Genomic DNA, 15,090 nt, shown 5'->3' with positions numbered 1-15,090 from the left:
ATGAAAAAGCAAATTACCAATACTGTGTTAATGGTACGCCCTGTGCGCTTCCGTATGAATGAACAAACCGTTGTAAACAACTATTTCCAAGAGGAAATGGATTTGAAGAACGACGAAATAAACCTCAAAGCTCAGCAAGAATTCGACACTCTTGTGGATAAACTATGTGCTGTTGGAGTAAAAGTGATTGTTGTAAACGATGTTTATGAACAAAACACTCCAGATTCAGTATTCCCGAACAATTGGATTACCTTCCACCAAAACGGCGATGTGGCTATCTACCCTATGTTTGCCGAAAACCGCCGACGCGAACGCCGTGAGGATATTTTAGACAAAGTAGAAGCTGAAGGTTTTGATATTGAAAACGTATACGACTATACCGATGCCGAAAAAGAAAATATCTTCTTAGAAGGTACGGGCGCTATGGTACTTGATAGGGTAAACCGCAAAGCCTATTGTGCGCTCTCTCCTCGTGCCGATGAAGAGCTTTTTGTTGAGTTCTGCGAAGATTTTGAATATACTCCAGTGATTTTCAAAGCCTATCAGCAGGTAGGTAATGAGCAATTACCTATTTATCACACTAATGTAATGATGGCATTAGGTGTAGATTTCGCAGTAGTGTGCTTAGACACCATCACCGATAAAAGTGAGCGCAAAAATCTTTTACATCATCTCAAAGAAGACAAAAAAGAAGTAATTAACATTACCCCTAAACAAATGGAACAATACGCTGGCAATATGCTACAAGTACAAGGAAAAGAAAGCAATTACTTAGTAATGAGTGATGCTGCCTATAACAGTCTAACTCCCGAACAACGAAAAACTATAGAAAAGCATACCGCTATTATTCACAGCAATTTAGAAACCATTGAAACTTGTGGGGGTGGTAGTGCTCGTTGTATGCTTGCAGAAGTCTTTAACCCTCTAACATCTAAACACTAATAACTAAAATGGACAAAAAAGAATACATTCAAAGTAAAATACGCGACATTAAAGACTTCCCTAAGGAAGGTATTATATTTAAAGACATTACCCCTCTACTAATGGACGTAAAAGGGGTAGAATACGTAATAGACCTATTGGTAGAAAACCTACACGGTCAGAAAATCGACAAAGTGGTCGGAATGGAAAGCCGTGGATTTTTCTTTGGTATGCTCCTTGCTCAACGCTTAGGAACGGGTTTTGTACCCGTACGCAAAAAAGGAAAATTACCCTATAAAACTCTTTCACAGACTTACAATTTGGAATACGGGCAAGATATGCTCGAAATCCACGAAGATGCCATTGCAAAAGATGAAAAAGTACTAATTCACGACGATATCCTCGCTACAGGAGGTACTGCCGAAGCTGTAGTAAAACTTATAGAACGTCTCGGAGGGGATATCGTGCAGCTTGATTTCCTAATGGAACTACATTTTCTCAAGGGACGTGATAAACTAAAAAATTACAAAGTGTATAGCATTCTGTAAAAATCAGAGAATTGAAAATTACTTATTAGAAATGTTAAGACTTAAATATCAATTATTTAAACATTTCTAATTAAAAAAATATACCAAAAAATTTCGCTACTTAAATAAAAAATCCTACATTTGCGCGAATAAAAACAAACAAGTAATGAAAATAAAGAATTGCATTCTATATATCACTTTATTTGTAATCTCACTGTTACCTCTAAAAGGTTTTGCTACCGAAAATGAAGGAAGTGAGGAGTTTAATATCAATGAGTTAATAGATGAACACATCGGGGATTCTCACGATTTCCACTTATTTGATTACAATGGGCACACTTATTCATTGCCCTTACCTATAATCCTATGGACTGATAACGGATTGGTAACTTTTTTGTCAAGCGCTTTTCATCACGACAACAAAGGAACTGTTGTAGTTGAGAAAAACGGACAGCGGTTTGTTCGCTATAAAGAGGATATCTACTACGCCAATGCCGATACGCCCCTTACGTTTAACGCTCAAGGTGATGTAACCAATGCACGCCCTCTGAACTTTTCTATTACTAAGAATGTCGTTTCATTGATGTTAATATCAATACTATTATTGCTCACTTTCATTGCGGTAGCGCGTTCATATAAAAAGAATCCTAAAGCTCCAAAAGGATTGGCAGGTCTATTGGAACCTATCGTAATCTTTGTGCGCGATGAAATAGCTATTCCTAATATAGGAGAAAAGTATTACAATAGATATATGCCCTATTTGCTTACAGTCTTTTTCCTCATTTGGGTAGGAAACCTCTTCGGACTTATACCTTTCTTCCCTTTTGCAGGTACAGTAACCAACAACATTCTCTTTACGGGTATGTTAGCTCTTTTCACACTTATCCTTACCTTATTTAGTAGCAACAAACACTATTGGCAACACATTTTTGCTCCACCTGGGGTACCCTCGTGGATATTACCTATTATGATACCTATCGAAATATTGAGTGTATTCACTAAACCTTTTGCCTTGATGATACGTTTGTTTGCTAATATGACAGCAGGTCACATCATCGCCCTAAGTTTGATATCACTGATATTCATATTCAAATCAGTAGCGATAGCCCCTGTATCAGTTGCCTTTACAGTGTTTATGCAAATGTTAGAGTTATTAGTAGCCGTATTGCAAGCTTATGTTTTTACACTGCTTTCTGCACTATTCATAGGGCAAGCTGTAGAAGAAACACACTAATCAACCTAATTAACACAAGTAACTAATTAATTTTTATAAATATGACTTTATCTTTAGCAGGAATTGGGGCTGGATTAGCAGCCATCGGAGCCGGAATCGGTATTGGTAAAATCGGTGCTTCAGCCGTAGAAGGTGTAGCACGCCAACCCGAAGTCTCTTCTAAAATCCAAACTATGATGTTGATTGCAGCAGCTCTTATCGAAGGGGCAGCCCTCTTCGGTATCGTTGTAGCTTTCCTCAAATAGTACTAAAAAAAACCGTTGTGTAACGGTTGGTTGCACAACGGTTCTTTACTGACAACACCTAACACCTAATAATTAAATACAATGAATTTATCACATCCTGAAAGTTTATTATTCTGGAATACCATTATCTTTCTCATCTTGCTCTTCCTCTTAGCAAAATATGCTTGGAAGCCAATAATGAATGCCGTAAAACAACGCGAAGACTCTATAAACAAGGCTTTGGAAGCTGCTGAAGAAGCTCAAAAACAAATGGCAAACCTCAAAGCCGACAACGAGCGTCTTTTAGCCGAAGCACGCGCTGAAAGAGATGTTATCTTAAAAGAAGCAAGAGATATCAAAGATAAAATTGTAAGTGAAGCCAAAGAAGAAGCCCATCGTGAAGGTGTAAAACTCATTCAACAAGCACAACAGGCAATTGAAAGTGAGAAGAAAGTAGCTTTAGCACAACTAAAAGACCAAGTTGCAGCACTTTCTATCGAAATGGCGCAAAAAGTGATGATGAGCGAGCTCTCCGACGAGAAAAAACAAACTGCCCTCATCAACGATTATTTAAAAAGTGTTACCCTAAACTAAATAGGTTATGTACGGATTCAGAGTAGCAAACAGATATGCCAAGGCTCTCTTGGAATACGCCCTACAGCAAAATGTCTTAGAGGCGGTTTTCGCTGATATGACCTTGATAGATAAAACTATAAAATCTCATAAAGATTTGGAACGTATGCTCATCTCCCCTATCGTAAAAACAACGGTAAAAAAGAATGTGCTCTCCAAAATCTTTACTACAATAACTCCCGAAACCTTGCGTTTATTTGAATTACTAATTAAAAACGGACGCTTGTCTATTCTCGGGACAGTAGCTGAAAAATTTGTAGTACAATACAACATCTATAAAAATCACAAAGTAGCAGTGGTTACTACAGCTACCCCACTGAATGACTCTACCCAGCGAGAAATGCTACAAAAGGTAAAATTACTTACTAAGAATGAAAATGTTACTCTTGAAAACAAGGTAGATAAAAACATTATAGGAGGCTTTATCCTCCGTGTAGGTGATGTCCAATACAACGCTAGTGTAGCTCACAAACTCAACCGATTGCAACAAGAGTTCCAAGAAAAATTGTTTTTGTAAGTAAGAGATAACGTTTTCTAGTTTGATATTTACAACGAAAAATGATAAAAACTAACAACTAAGAAATAAAACCTGAAAAAATGGCAGAAATAAAAGCCGCTGAAATTTCAGCAATTTTAAAAGAACAATTAGCGCACTTCGATGCCAATGCTTCTTTAGAAGAAGTAGGAACGGTATTACAAGTGGGAGACGGTATTGCGCGTATCTTCGGACTATCAAATGCGCAATATGGTGAATTAGTGAAATTTGACAACGGACTACAAGGGATTGTCCTCAACCTCGAAGAAGACAACGTAGGGATTACCCTCTTAGGACCGTCAACTGATATTAAAGAAGGTGATACTGTAAAACGCACGGGGCTCATCGCTTCTATCAACGTAGGCGAAGGCATCGTAGGTCGTGTCGTAAACACCTTAGGGCAACCTATTGATGGTAAAGGCCCTATTACGGGCAAACTATACGAAATGCCGTTGGAACGCAAAGCCCCTGGAGTTATCTTTCGTCAGCCTGTAAACGAACCTTTGCAAACGGGTATCAAAGCTATCGACGCGATGATTCCTATAGGTCGTGGGCAACGTGAGTTAGTAATTGGCGACCGTCAAACAGGTAAAACTACCGTGTGCATCGATACAATATTGAACCAAAAAGAGTTCTACGATGCAGGTAATCCTGTATATTGTATCTATGTAGCTATTGGTCAGAAAGCTTCAACAGTAGCAGGTATTACAAAAACCTTAGAAGATGCTGGTGCTTTAGCTTATACTACTATCGTGGCGGCTAATGCTTCCGATCCTGCTCCTATGCAGGTATATGCTCCTTTTGCAGGAGCTGCTATTGGCGAGTACTTCCGCGATACAGGTCGCCCTGCGCTTATCATCTACGACGACCTTTCTAAACAAGCGGTGGCTTACCGTGAGGTATCGCTCTTGTTGCGCCGTCCACCCGGACGTGAAGCTTACCCTGGTGACGTCTTCTACTTACACTCTCGTCTGTTAGAGCGCGCTGCCAAAGTGATTGCCGATGATACCATTGCACGCCAAATGAACGACCTCCCCGAAAGCATTGCCTCACTCGTAAAAGGAGGTGGTTCCCTCACTGCTTTACCTATTATTGAAACTCAAGCGGGCGACGTATCAGCTTATATCCCTACTAACGTGATTTCTATTACCGACGGACAAATATTCTTGGAATCTGACTTGTTCAATTCTGGAGTACGTCCTGCTATCAACGTGGGTATTTCCGTATCACGTGTTGGGGGATCAGCTCAGATTAAATCTATGAAAAAAGTAGCAGGAACGCTCAAGTTAGACCAAGCGCAGTACCGCGAACTTGAAGCCTTTGCTAAATTTGGTTCTGACCTCGATGCAGCTACTATGGGGGTTATCGAAAAAGGAAAACGCAATGTGGAAATCTTAAAACAACCACAAAACGACCCTTACCCCGTAGAAAATCAGATCGCGATTATTTATGCAGGTTCTAAAAATTTATTGCGCCAAGTACCTGTAAATAAAGTTAAAGAATTCGAAAAAGAATACTTAGAATTCCTCAATGTATCTCATCGTGACATTTTAGATCAACTCAAAGCTGGCAAACTCACCGATGAGATTACAGCCACTCTTGAAAAAGTAGCCCAAGATTTAAGCGAAAAATACGCAAAATAGTAAATACATCTTTTTAAATATTTATTCTTATGAGTGTTATTATATGGATAATTATTGGAGCTGTCTTTTTGTTTGCGCTACAGATTTATATAAACAAAGCTTACACAAAAAAACATTTGCAAAAACAAATAGGACACATCAATCAAAATCCTTTAACTGAGGAACAGATACGATTGCTCACTTTTGGAGCGATACTAACGTATTACCGTGGCGAAAATCTACTAAACCTAATACCTACTGAAATATTAGAAACATATCAGAAAGGATTACGTCAACAATGGGAAATAATAGATACAGCATCTGCTAAACAAACTATAGGTGACTTATTAGCACAGAAACGTTCATTACAGTTCCGACATCTGCTAACGCAAACCTCACCTGAGCTTAGCAAAATACAGAAACAAATAGCCAATGGTTTGGGAATAGAATTAGCACAAGTAGAGGCAGTAAAATCGGCTTATGCGTGGGATTTGTGTAGAGCAGCTTCTTTGGCTAAATGGTGTTATTGGTGCCAATATATCTCTGAAACTGAAATGTGGAATATATTGCAAAAAGTATCCGATATAGCGAAAGAACAAGGCAAAAATTGGCAAGAATATACCATATCTTTCCTTTTAGGACGTACTATTCAGGGGTTTGATTTGGAAGACCTTATTATTCTAACCTCTCAACTATTTCATAGTAAATCTCCTTCATTAAGGAAAATAGAAGGAATAGATGTTTTTCAAAGGTATTCTTTCTAATTTTGATAGAAACCTTAAAACATATAACTAACAGTTAATGATTAACGGTAAATGGTTAGAGTTTACCTCTTACCTCTTTTACCTCTTACCTAATAAAATGGCAAATTTAAAAGAAATACGAAGCAGAATTTCATCGGTAAGTTCAACAATGCAGATCACAGCAGCGATGAAAATGGTATCGGCAGCCAAACTGAAAAAGGCTCAAGATGCTATTGTAGCGATGAAACCTTATGCTTATAAACTCAAGCAGTTGTTAGAACACCTTAGCGCTGCCTTGGGTGATGAGAATGTTTATAATCCACGCAAAGGAGAAGTAAAAAAAGTACTTTTGGTACCTATCACCTCCAATAGAGGCCTCTGCGGGGCGTTCAATGCCAGCGTGATAAAAAAAGTGTTAGAGTTAGAGCAAACTACCTATAAAGACAAGCAGGTACGACTCTACACCATAGGTAAAAAAGGCAATGATGTGTTGAAAAAATACGATAATATTATAGCTCATAATAGCGAAATTTTCGATAAGCTCACCTTTGCTACAGCTGCTGCTTTGGCTGAAGAACTAATGGAATTGTACACTTCGGGTAAATATGACCAGATAGTATTGGTGTACAACAGTTTTAAAAATGCAGCTACTCAAATTCTTACAGAAGAAACATTTTTGCCTATACAACCCATTACTACTTCTAAAACAAATAACAAAGAACTAAATACCGATTATATTTATGAGCCTTCTAAGCAAGAGATTGTAGAAGAACTCATTCCACGTTCGCTAAAAACACAATTGTTTAAAGCCTTACGCGACTCTGTAGCAGCAGAACACGGCGCACGTATGACGGCTATGCACAAAGCTACCGACAATGCTCAAGACCTCAAAAACGAACTCATCCTCACCTACAACAAAGCTCGTCAGGCTACCATCACTGGTGAGATTATCGAAATCGTTGGAGGGTCTGAAGCCTTAGCTTAAAATCTGTAGGGACGAATAGCAATTCGCCCTTAATAGAATGGCAATTTGCCCTAAATAATAGAGAGATTTAATTTTATATGGAAAACAAAAAATTTAACAACAACTACAAGAAGAATAGCTATTCCTCTAATGGGAATTCAGAGAAAAAGCCTTACAATTCTTCTTACAACAGCGGTAACAATCGCAACAACAGCAATAGTTCATTCAAAAAGAAAACTTACGGACAGAACGAAGGACGTAGTTACAACAATAATAACGGTAACCGCTATAACAATAACAATGGTAACCGTTATGACAATAATGGTGGCAATCGCTATGATAATTATAACAATAACAACGGTTATAATTTCGAAAACAAAAAACCTTACAACCCTAACTTCAAAAAGAACGACGGGTATAGCAAGCCTAACAACTACAACCGTAATGAAAATTATAACCGCAATGAAGGTTACAACCGAAACAACAACTACAAAAAACCTTTCAACAAAAAACCTTATAACAACAACGCTTATAAACCTTATAACCAAGCTCCTATTGATTATCCCGCTGCCGATCCAATCGAAGTGCGCTTGAACAAATTCATCGCTGATGCAGGCATCTGTTCACGTCGCAATGCCGATATGTATATTTCTGCAGGTAATGTAACGGTAAATGGTGAAGTGATGACAACCCTTGGCTACCGCGTAAAACCTACCGATGAAGTTCGTTTTGATGGTAAACTCCTTTCTTCTGAAAAGAAAGAATACATCTTGCTCAACAAACCCAAAGGTTTTATCACCACTACCAACGACGAAAAAGGCCGTAAAACTGTAATGGATTTGGTCGCAAATGCTACTAATGTTCGAATCTTACCTGTAGGCCGTTTAGATAGAGCTACTACAGGTTTGTTATTGCTTACCAATGATGGTGAGCTCACCAAAAAACTCACTCATCCCACTCACGGTGTACGCAAAATATACCACGTAATCCTCGACCGCAAACTCGACTACAAAGATTTTATCAAGATACAAGAAGGCTTGGAGTTAGAAGACGGTTTCATTGAGGTAGACGAAATCAGCTATGTAAACGATAAACCTAAAAATGAAATCGGTATTAAAATCCATAGCGGTCGCAATCGTATTGTACGCCGTATTTTTGAACACTTGGGCTATCAAGTAGAAAAACTCGACCGCGTAGTGTTTGCCGGACTCACTAAAAAAGATTTACCTCGTGGTCATTGGCGTCGCCTCACTCAGCAAGAAGTAATCAATCTTCGCAATATGAAGTGATGCTATCTTCTAAATCCTAAAAGCTTGAATAAAAACTTAGATCCAAATAAAGAAAATTATTCGGCGCAAGAACTCGATATAGAAAGAGCCTTGCGCCCTTTGTCGTTTGATGATTTTGCGGGGCAAGAAGCAGTTTTAGAAAACCTAAAAGTATTCGTAAAAGCTGCTAATATGCGCCACGAAGCTCTCGATCATACCCTTTTTCACGGGCCTCCAGGACTTGGAAAAACTACCCTCGCTCATATTTTGGCTAACGAATTGGGGGTAGGTATCAAAATTACTTCAGGTCCCGTGCTTGATAAACCTGGAGATTTAGCTGGATTACTCACTAATTTGCAAGAGCGCGATGTACTTTTCATCGACGAGATACACCGCTTGAGTCCGGTAGTCGAAGAGTATCTTTACTCAGCTATGGAAGACTACAAGATTGATATAATGATAGAATCAGGCCCCAACGCCCGCACCGTGCAAATCAACCTCAATCCCTTTACACTTATAGGAGCAACCACCCGTTCAGGTTTACTTACAGCTCCTATGCGTGCACGTTTTGGTATTCAAAGCCGATTGCAATATTATTCTACTGAACTTTTAGCTGATATCGTTCAGCGTAGTGCTTCTATTCTCAAAGTCCCAATTTCTATGGAAGCTGCTATCGAATTAGCAAGCAGAAGTAGAGGTACCCCGCGTATTGCTAATGCCCTTTTACGTCGTATTCGCGACTTCGCACAAATAAAAGGCAATGGTAAAATAGATATCGCTATTACCCGCTTCGGGCTCAAAGCCCTCAATGTAGATGCACACGGATTAGACGAGATGGACAACAAAATCCTCTCTACCCTCATCGATAAATTTAAAGGAGGCCCCGTAGGAATCACCACTTTAGCAACTGCCGTGTCCGAAAGCGCCGAAACTATTGAAGAGGTCTATGAACCTTTCCTCATTCAAGAAGGTTTTATTGTACGTACCCCTCGCGGTAGAGAAGTAACCGAGTTAGCTTACAAACACTTAGGAAAAGTTCATCCCGCAAAACAAGGAACACTTTTCGACTGAAAAAACAATATACAATTAACAAAAAATTCCTTAAAGTAACACTGCTCTTTAAGGATTTTTTTTATAGTTATAAAAGGCATTTCCGTTCTATTTACTCAAATTCGAAAAACTATTTTGTTCTATGACAAAAGTTTTTTTAAGACTTATTATTGTTTTTTTAATATTTTGTATTAACTTTGCGCGATGAATAGACGTTTATACATAATAGCTCTAATACTTACAAGCTTATCACTTGTAGGAATTATCTTTATTCAAGGGTATTGGATTAAGATGGCGATCGACAATAAAGAAGAAGCTTTTACTTATTCTATTCAGCAGGTTCTCAATAATGTAGCAAGGCAAATAGAGCAAGATGAAGTAGATAAATACGTAGCTCAAATCATCTTTTTAAGAGAAAACGATAGTACCCTTAAGCTTAAAGCCCCTCTCTTGCATGACTTTGTTTATATACAAAATTACAAAGACAACAAGGAAAATTTTGCTTATAACCACGGCGTTTTAGATGAAGATTATGAACTACCTATAACAACTACTCCTCATTCGTTTAACAATCATTACTTAGACTACAATCCAAAAATACAAAAATTAGACACCAATCCATATTTGGTAAATGCCTATGAAAAATTGAGCAATTTACCTAAAATAGAACGTTTGATGATTGAAGAATCTTTCAAAAACATCATCCGTCAACAATCCATAAGCGAACGCGTATCAATTATTCAAATACAAAAACTCATCCAACAACGATTGGAAAAAAGAGGACTCAAATTGCACTTTGAGTTTGCTATATACAATAAAAACGTACTCTCAAAAGTACATTCTAAATACTTTGAACCCAATGAGACCAGAGAGTACAGAACATTGCTCTTTGGCGCCAATAGCAATGATGATTCTCTCTATGAATTAGCTGTAGTATTCCCTCAACGAGAACGCTTTGTTTTATCGTCAATTATAGGTATAGCAAGCCTCTCCACTGTTTTTATGCTCATTATTATAGCGGTGTTTATCATTACACTAAACCAACTGATTACCCAACGCCGCATTTCAGAAATAAAAACAGACTTTATCAACAATATGACTCACGAGTTCAAAACACCTATCGCTACAATGAACTTAGTACTCGATACGCTCAAGAGCCCTATTGCATTAAACGACCCCGACAAGGTAATGCATTACGTGAAAATCCTCAAACAAGAGAACAAACGAATGCTCGCACAAGTTGAAAATATCTTGCAAATATCCCGCCTCGAAAAAGGCAATTTGCAATTAGAACGTGAACCTTTAGATGTGCACGACCTTATCACAAATGCTATTAGCCACGTACAAGTGATGCTCAACGAACGTAATGGATTGATACGCACTCACTTTTTGGCAGATAATAGCGACATATCAGCTAATGAATCTCACCTTACCAATGTATTTGTAAATGTAATTGAAAACGCTATCAAATATTCACCAGAAGCTCCTGTAATAGATATCTATACAGAAAATATCAAAAATAGAATCCTTATCCGCATTAAGGACAAAGGTCAAGGAATGAGTAAACAAGCCGCTAAATACATTTTCGATAAATTCTATAGAGAACACACTGGCGACTTACACAACGTAAAAGGGCACGGTTTAGGACTTGCTTATGTAAAAAGTATCGTAGAATACCATCAAGGAAGTATTTATGTAGAAAGCGAAAAAGGAAAAGGCTCTACTTTCTTTATTAAGCTACCTGTAATATAAGTGCTTTAAAATAAGCTCAAAAAATAACTAAAAACAAATAAAAAAATGAATATGAACGGAAACTATTACTCTGCCAAACCCTCCTCTGAAGATAAACGTATCCTCTTAGTGGAAGACGACCCTAACTTTGGTACAGTACTCAAAGACTACTTAGTAATGAGCGGTTTCGATGTTACATTAGCCAAAAATGGTATGGAAGGCTTTGAGCTTTTCAAAAAAGAACTCTTTGATATGTGCATCCTCGACGTGATGATGCCTTACAAAGATGGATTTACGCTCGCAAGAGAAATCCGTGAGAAAAATGAAAAAATCCCTATCATTTTCCTTACAGCTCGTACTATGCGCGAAGATGTAATCAAAGGATACAAATCTGGCGGCGACGACTACCTCAACAAACCTTTTGATTCCGAAATTCTCTTGATGAAAATACGCTCAATGTTACAACGTAAAAACATTGAGACTATGGTCGATAACAATAAGTTTGAGTTTGAAATAGGCAATTTCTTCCTCAATACTAAATTGCGTATTCTTAAATACAAGGACGAAGAACCTATGAAACTCTCCCCTAAAGAGAATGAACTATTGCGCCTCCTCGCTCTACATACCGACGATTTTATGTCACGAGAACTCGCCCTTTCTAAAATATGGAAAGACGACAACTATTTTACATCTCGCAGTATGGACGTATATATTGCTAAACTGAGAAAATTACTCAAAAAAGATGAAAAAGTAGAAATTCTAAACATCCACGGTGAAGGTTTTAGATTGGTTGCCAACAAAGATGCTGACGGCTTTATTTAGGAACTTTTTTACTTTTTTTTTGGTAGTTCACCGAAAATTCTTACCTTTGCGCCTCAAAAGGCAGGCAATCAATTGCTGAACTTATAGATAATGAGAAAGTTAAAAGATTACACCATTTCTTTTGCTGGCTTAAAACAAGGAAAACATCAGTTTGTTTATACCATTGATAGAAAGTTTTTAGAACTTTTTAGTTTTGATGAAATAAACGATACTCAACAAACTATCACTGTAGATTTAGAAAAAAAAAGCAACCTTATGGAGTTGCACTTTCACAATAGTGGAACAGTGAATGTAAATTGTGATGTTTCTAATGAACCTTTCAATTTACCTGTATCTGGTGAATTGTTCTTAGTAGTAAAATTCGGTGAAGAATATAATGATGACGACGAAGAGCTGCTGATACTCCCTCACGGCGAACATCAAATAGAGATAGCACAATACCTCTATGAGCTCATCGTATTATCAATTCCAGCAAAACGTGTACACCCCGATGTACTCAATGGTTCAATGCACTCCGAAATTTTAGATAAACTTGAAGCATTAGCCCCAAAAGAAAACCATATAGCCCCCGAAGCTATAGACCCACGATGGGAAAGTTTAAAAAAATTAATAACTGATAAATAAATATTAAGCAATGGCACATCCTAAGCGAAGACAATCAAAAACAAGAAGAGATAAGAGAAGAACTCACGACGTAGCAGTACTTCCACAAATTGCAAAAGACCCTACAACAGGCGAAAACCACTTGTACCACCGTGCTCACTGGCATGAAGGTAAACTTTACTACCGTGGACAAGTGCTTATCGATAACACTGAAAAAGCTGAATAATCAGTAAGTAGAAGATGAACTCTCATACAAAAATGAAGTTTAAATAAAAAATAGGCTGTAAGATTAATCCTCACAGCCTATTTTTTTATGCTTCTTCTTTAGTAGTTGTAGAAGGTTCTTCTTCTAAAAATCCTTTGTTGAGCAGCAAATTATACCATTGTATTACTTTCTTAATATCACTCGCATATACACGGTCGCGATCGTAGTTAGGAAGTACTTTAGCAAAATAAGATTCTAAAGTAGCCCCATCCGATTTTGCTGATATACTTGCTTCTTTGCCTCCTTCTAAAGTTTTTATACTTTCAAACACTTCACTTAAAGGCACTTCCTTTTCCATAGTGTAAATAGCTATTTCCGATAACAAACTCACATTATTGCGAATCCCTACCGAAATGCGTTTATCATCGGCTAAAGAAGTAGCTAAAAATCCTGAACGCGTTTGCGTTTCTAAATGATACAAACCTGGTTTCCCCGATATGGCAAGTATTTTTGTTAAATTCATTTTTATATTTTTAATATTGATTATTTACTTAGCATTAAAAAATTTCATTCTGTAATCTACCTTCACCTTTCCTTTCATAATATTGTTCAGCTTGCTTTTGATAAGCTGTTTTTTAAAAGCCGAAAGTTTATCTGTAAACAATATGCCTTCTATATGGTCGTACTCGTGCTGAACAATACGCGCTGCCAAACCATCAAGAGTCAGTGTTTGAGGCTTGAATTCCTCATCAAGGTATTCAATAGTGATTTGCTTGTGGCGGCTCACGTCTTCACGCACCCCTGGAATACTGAGGCAACCCTCATTGAAATTCCATTTATCACCTGTTTCTTCAGTGATTTTGGCGTTGATAAAAGTCTTTTGGAAGGTTTTCAAAAACGCTTGTTCTTCAGGAGTTAAGTCATCATCCTCAGCAAACGGAGAGGCATCAACTACAAACAAACGTATAGCAAGCCCTACTTGTGGGGCAGCTAAGCCTACACCATAAGCGTGACGCATAGTGTCGTACATATTGGCGATAAGCGCTTTAATCTCGGGGTAATCAGGAGTAATATCCTCCCCTACTTTCCTGAGTACTGGGTCGCCGTATCCTATAATAGGTAAAACCATTGTGATATTTTTTTATTTTGCGGGGGCAAAGATAAGAATAATTTGCTAATTAGCCAATTCGCCAATTATTAAATTATTTTGCACTTTAAAAATAATTCACTACCTTTGCCTTATTGATAACCTATAAAAAAATTCATTATGAAAGTAACTTATTTAGGTCACGCTTGCGTGAATATAAACATTGATGGGATTCACTTTCTTGTAGACCCTTTTATTAGCTCTAACCCTTTGGCTTCACACATTGATATAAACTCTATCAAAGCAGATTACATCCTCATCACTCACGCCCACGGCGACCACATTGCCGATGTAGAAGCTATTGCCAAACGCACAGGTGCTCAACTGATTACCAATCCCGAAATTCTCGCTCACTACGAAAAATTAGGGCTTAGCGGTCACGCTATGAACCTCGGTGGCTCTCACCGATTTGTAGATGGCAAAGTGAAAATCAAGATGATTAAAGCTGAACATTCTTCATCTTTCCCCGATGGTTCTTATGGAGGCAATCCTGCTGGTTTTTTGATTGATTACAACGATGATACTATCTACATTTCAGGAGATACCGCCTTGCACTACGATATGAAAATTATCCCCCACCAATACAAGGTAAATCTGGCAATTTTCCCTATCGGTAACAACTATACTATGGGGGTACGCGATGCCCTTACAGCGGCTCGCTTTGTAGAAGTAGGCAATGTGTTGGGCGTGCATTACGACACCTTCCCTGTAATCAAAATTGATAAAGAAGCTGCTAAACGCAAATTCAAAGACGACCATCGTCGCCTTCACCTCTTAGAAATAGGGGCTTCTTTAGATTTAAAAGATTTAAATATTAGTACCCTGTAAGTGTTAGGTATCAAACAATAACTATTAAACTTT

At 37.9% G+C, this 15,090-nt stretch carries 18 protein-coding genes; 16 read left to right on the top strand and 2 right to left on the bottom strand.

Going from position 1 to position 15,090, the window contains the following annotated elements; genetic code table 11:
• From ctlX to rpmF, 15 genes are all read left to right on the top strand, one after another.
• The gene (gene ctlX, locus JMN12_RS04415) at positions 1-942 is read left to right on the top strand and encodes a citrulline utilization hydrolase CtlX (RefSeq protein WP_203137457.1); all 942 of its coding nucleotides are present in this window, start codon (positions 1-3) and stop codon (positions 940-942) included.
• Positions 943-950: 8 nt separating this feature from the next.
• The gene (locus JMN12_RS04410) at positions 951-1,469 is read left to right on the top strand and encodes an adenine phosphoribosyltransferase (protein ID WP_203137455.1); all 519 of its coding nucleotides are present in this window, start codon (positions 951-953) and stop codon (positions 1,467-1,469) included.
• Positions 1,470-1,614: 145 nt separating this feature from the next.
• Positions 1,615-2,682 carry a F0F1 ATP synthase subunit A gene (atpB, locus tag JMN12_RS04405; protein ID WP_088594778.1) on the top strand — a complete coding sequence of 356 codons (1,068 nt, stop codon included), beginning with the start codon at positions 1,615-1,617 and terminating at the stop codon, positions 2,680-2,682.
• Between the two features lie 41 nt (positions 2,683-2,723).
• On the top strand, positions 2,724-2,927 hold the full coding sequence (gene atpE / locus JMN12_RS04400) for an ATP synthase F0 subunit C (RefSeq protein ID WP_009413286.1): 204 nt from the start codon (positions 2,724-2,726) through the stop codon (positions 2,925-2,927).
• An 81-nt stretch (positions 2,928-3,008) separates the two neighbouring features.
• Positions 3,009-3,500 (top strand): F0F1 ATP synthase subunit B, encoded by a 492-nt coding sequence (locus tag JMN12_RS04395; RefSeq protein ID WP_009413287.1) that lies wholly within the window; start codon positions 3,009-3,011, stop codon positions 3,498-3,500.
• Between the two features lie 7 nt (positions 3,501-3,507).
• On the top strand, positions 3,508-4,056 hold the full coding sequence (gene atpH / locus JMN12_RS04390; RefSeq protein ID WP_203137452.1) for an ATP synthase F1 subunit delta: 549 nt from the start codon (positions 3,508-3,510) through the stop codon (positions 4,054-4,056).
• Between the two features lie 80 nt (positions 4,057-4,136).
• On the top strand, positions 4,137-5,717 hold the full coding sequence (gene atpA, locus JMN12_RS04385; protein WP_203137450.1) for a F0F1 ATP synthase subunit alpha: 1,581 nt from the start codon (positions 4,137-4,139) through the stop codon (positions 5,715-5,717).
• A 29-nt stretch (positions 5,718-5,746) separates the two neighbouring features.
• Complete coding sequence (locus JMN12_RS04380; RefSeq protein WP_203137448.1) at positions 5,747-6,460, top strand: DUF1266 domain-containing protein; 714 nt, start codon at positions 5,747-5,749, stop codon at positions 6,458-6,460.
• 97 nt (positions 6,461-6,557) lie between these two features.
• Positions 6,558-7,424 (top strand): ATP synthase F1 subunit gamma, encoded by an 867-nt coding sequence (atpG, locus tag JMN12_RS04375; protein ID WP_203137446.1) that lies wholly within the window; start codon positions 6,558-6,560, stop codon positions 7,422-7,424.
• 77 nt (positions 7,425-7,501) lie between these two features.
• Positions 7,502-8,692: a pseudouridine synthase gene (locus JMN12_RS04370; protein WP_203137444.1), complete on the top strand. Its 1,191-nt coding sequence runs from the start codon at positions 7,502-7,504 to the stop codon at positions 8,690-8,692.
• 24 nt (positions 8,693-8,716) lie between these two features.
• Positions 8,717-9,742: a Holliday junction branch migration DNA helicase RuvB gene (gene ruvB / locus JMN12_RS04365; RefSeq protein ID WP_009413295.1), complete on the top strand. Its 1,026-nt coding sequence runs from the start codon at positions 8,717-8,719 to the stop codon at positions 9,740-9,742.
• Positions 9,743-9,925: 183 nt separating this feature from the next.
• Positions 9,926-11,473 carry a sensor histidine kinase gene (locus tag JMN12_RS04360; RefSeq protein WP_203137442.1) on the top strand — a complete coding sequence of 516 codons (1,548 nt, stop codon included), beginning with the start codon at positions 9,926-9,928 and terminating at the stop codon, positions 11,471-11,473.
• A gap of 45 nt (positions 11,474-11,518) precedes the next feature.
• Entirely contained in the window at positions 11,519-12,274 is a 756-nt protein-coding gene (locus JMN12_RS04355; protein WP_009413297.1) for a response regulator transcription factor, read from the top strand.
• Between the two features lie 90 nt (positions 12,275-12,364).
• Positions 12,365-12,898 carry a YceD family protein gene (locus JMN12_RS04350; protein ID WP_198475594.1) on the top strand — a complete coding sequence of 178 codons (534 nt, stop codon included), beginning with the start codon at positions 12,365-12,367 and terminating at the stop codon, positions 12,896-12,898.
• Positions 12,899-12,908: 10 nt separating this feature from the next.
• Positions 12,909-13,103 (top strand): 50S ribosomal protein L32, encoded by a 195-nt coding sequence (gene rpmF / locus JMN12_RS04345; protein WP_009413299.1) that lies wholly within the window; start codon positions 12,909-12,911, stop codon positions 13,101-13,103.
• 85 nt (positions 13,104-13,188) lie between these two features.
• On the opposite strand, the gene JMN12_RS04340 is transcribed toward rpmF, so the two are convergent.
• Together JMN12_RS04340 and def are read right to left on the bottom strand one after the other, a co-directional pair.
• Positions 13,189-13,605, bottom strand: coding sequence for a DUF5606 domain-containing protein (locus JMN12_RS04340; RefSeq protein ID WP_203137440.1), 417 nt, complete (start codon positions 13,603-13,605; stop codon positions 13,189-13,191).
• 24 nt (positions 13,606-13,629) lie between these two features.
• A complete protein-coding gene (gene def, locus JMN12_RS04335; protein WP_203137438.1) occupies positions 13,630-14,211 on the bottom strand; it encodes a peptide deformylase in 582 nt (193 codons plus the stop codon).
• 138 nt (positions 14,212-14,349) lie between these two features.
• Between def and JMN12_RS04330 the strand changes: the two genes are divergently transcribed.
• Positions 14,350-15,057 carry a metal-dependent hydrolase gene (locus JMN12_RS04330; protein ID WP_203137435.1) on the top strand — a complete coding sequence of 236 codons (708 nt, stop codon included), beginning with the start codon at positions 14,350-14,352 and terminating at the stop codon, positions 15,055-15,057.
• Positions 15,058-15,090 lie beyond the last annotated feature (33 nt).

It is taken from the genome of Capnocytophaga genosp. AHN8471 (genome assembly GCF_016806945.1).
Lineage (GTDB): Bacteria > Bacteroidota > Bacteroidia > Flavobacteriales > Flavobacteriaceae > Capnocytophaga > Capnocytophaga periodontitidis.
This window is presented reverse-complemented; position numbering and strand designations above follow the sequence as displayed.

What these genes read in the sequence shown, in the direction of transcription:
- ctlX (WP_203137457.1), top strand. Translation starts at nt 1, where the DNA reads ATGAAAAAGCAAATTACCAATACTGTGTTAATGGTACGCCCTGTGCGC.
- JMN12_RS04410 (WP_203137455.1), top strand. Translation starts at nt 951, where the DNA reads ATGGACAAAAAAGAATACATTCAAAGTAAAATACGCGACATTAAAGAC.
- atpB (WP_088594778.1), top strand. Translation starts at nt 1,615, where the DNA reads ATGAAAATAAAGAATTGCATTCTATATATCACTTTATTTGTAATCTCA.
- atpE (WP_009413286.1), top strand. Translation starts at nt 2,724, where the DNA reads ATGACTTTATCTTTAGCAGGAATTGGGGCTGGATTAGCAGCCATCGGA.
- JMN12_RS04395 (WP_009413287.1), top strand. Translation starts at nt 3,009, where the DNA reads ATGAATTTATCACATCCTGAAAGTTTATTATTCTGGAATACCATTATC.
- atpH (WP_203137452.1), top strand. Translation starts at nt 3,508, where the DNA reads ATGTACGGATTCAGAGTAGCAAACAGATATGCCAAGGCTCTCTTGGAA.
- atpA (WP_203137450.1), top strand. Translation starts at nt 4,137, where the DNA reads ATGGCAGAAATAAAAGCCGCTGAAATTTCAGCAATTTTAAAAGAACAA.
- JMN12_RS04380 (WP_203137448.1), top strand. Translation starts at nt 5,747, where the DNA reads ATGAGTGTTATTATATGGATAATTATTGGAGCTGTCTTTTTGTTTGCG.
- atpG (WP_203137446.1), top strand. Translation starts at nt 6,558, where the DNA reads ATGGCAAATTTAAAAGAAATACGAAGCAGAATTTCATCGGTAAGTTCA.
- JMN12_RS04370 (WP_203137444.1), top strand. Translation starts at nt 7,502, where the DNA reads ATGGAAAACAAAAAATTTAACAACAACTACAAGAAGAATAGCTATTCC.
- JMN12_RS04360 (WP_203137442.1), top strand. Translation starts at nt 9,926, where the DNA reads ATGAATAGACGTTTATACATAATAGCTCTAATACTTACAAGCTTATCA.
- JMN12_RS04355 (WP_009413297.1), top strand. Translation starts at nt 11,519, where the DNA reads ATGAATATGAACGGAAACTATTACTCTGCCAAACCCTCCTCTGAAGAT.
- JMN12_RS04350 (WP_198475594.1), top strand. Translation starts at nt 12,365, where the DNA reads ATGAGAAAGTTAAAAGATTACACCATTTCTTTTGCTGGCTTAAAACAA.
- rpmF (WP_009413299.1), top strand. Translation starts at nt 12,909, where the DNA reads ATGGCACATCCTAAGCGAAGACAATCAAAAACAAGAAGAGATAAGAGA.
- JMN12_RS04340 (WP_203137440.1), bottom strand. Translation starts at nt 13,605, where the DNA reads ATGAATTTAACAAAAATACTTGCCATATCGGGGAAACCAGGTTTGTAT.
- def (WP_203137438.1), bottom strand. Translation starts at nt 14,211, where the DNA reads ATGGTTTTACCTATTATAGGATACGGCGACCCAGTACTCAGGAAAGTA.
- JMN12_RS04330 (WP_203137435.1), top strand. Translation starts at nt 14,350, where the DNA reads ATGAAAGTAACTTATTTAGGTCACGCTTGCGTGAATATAAACATTGAT.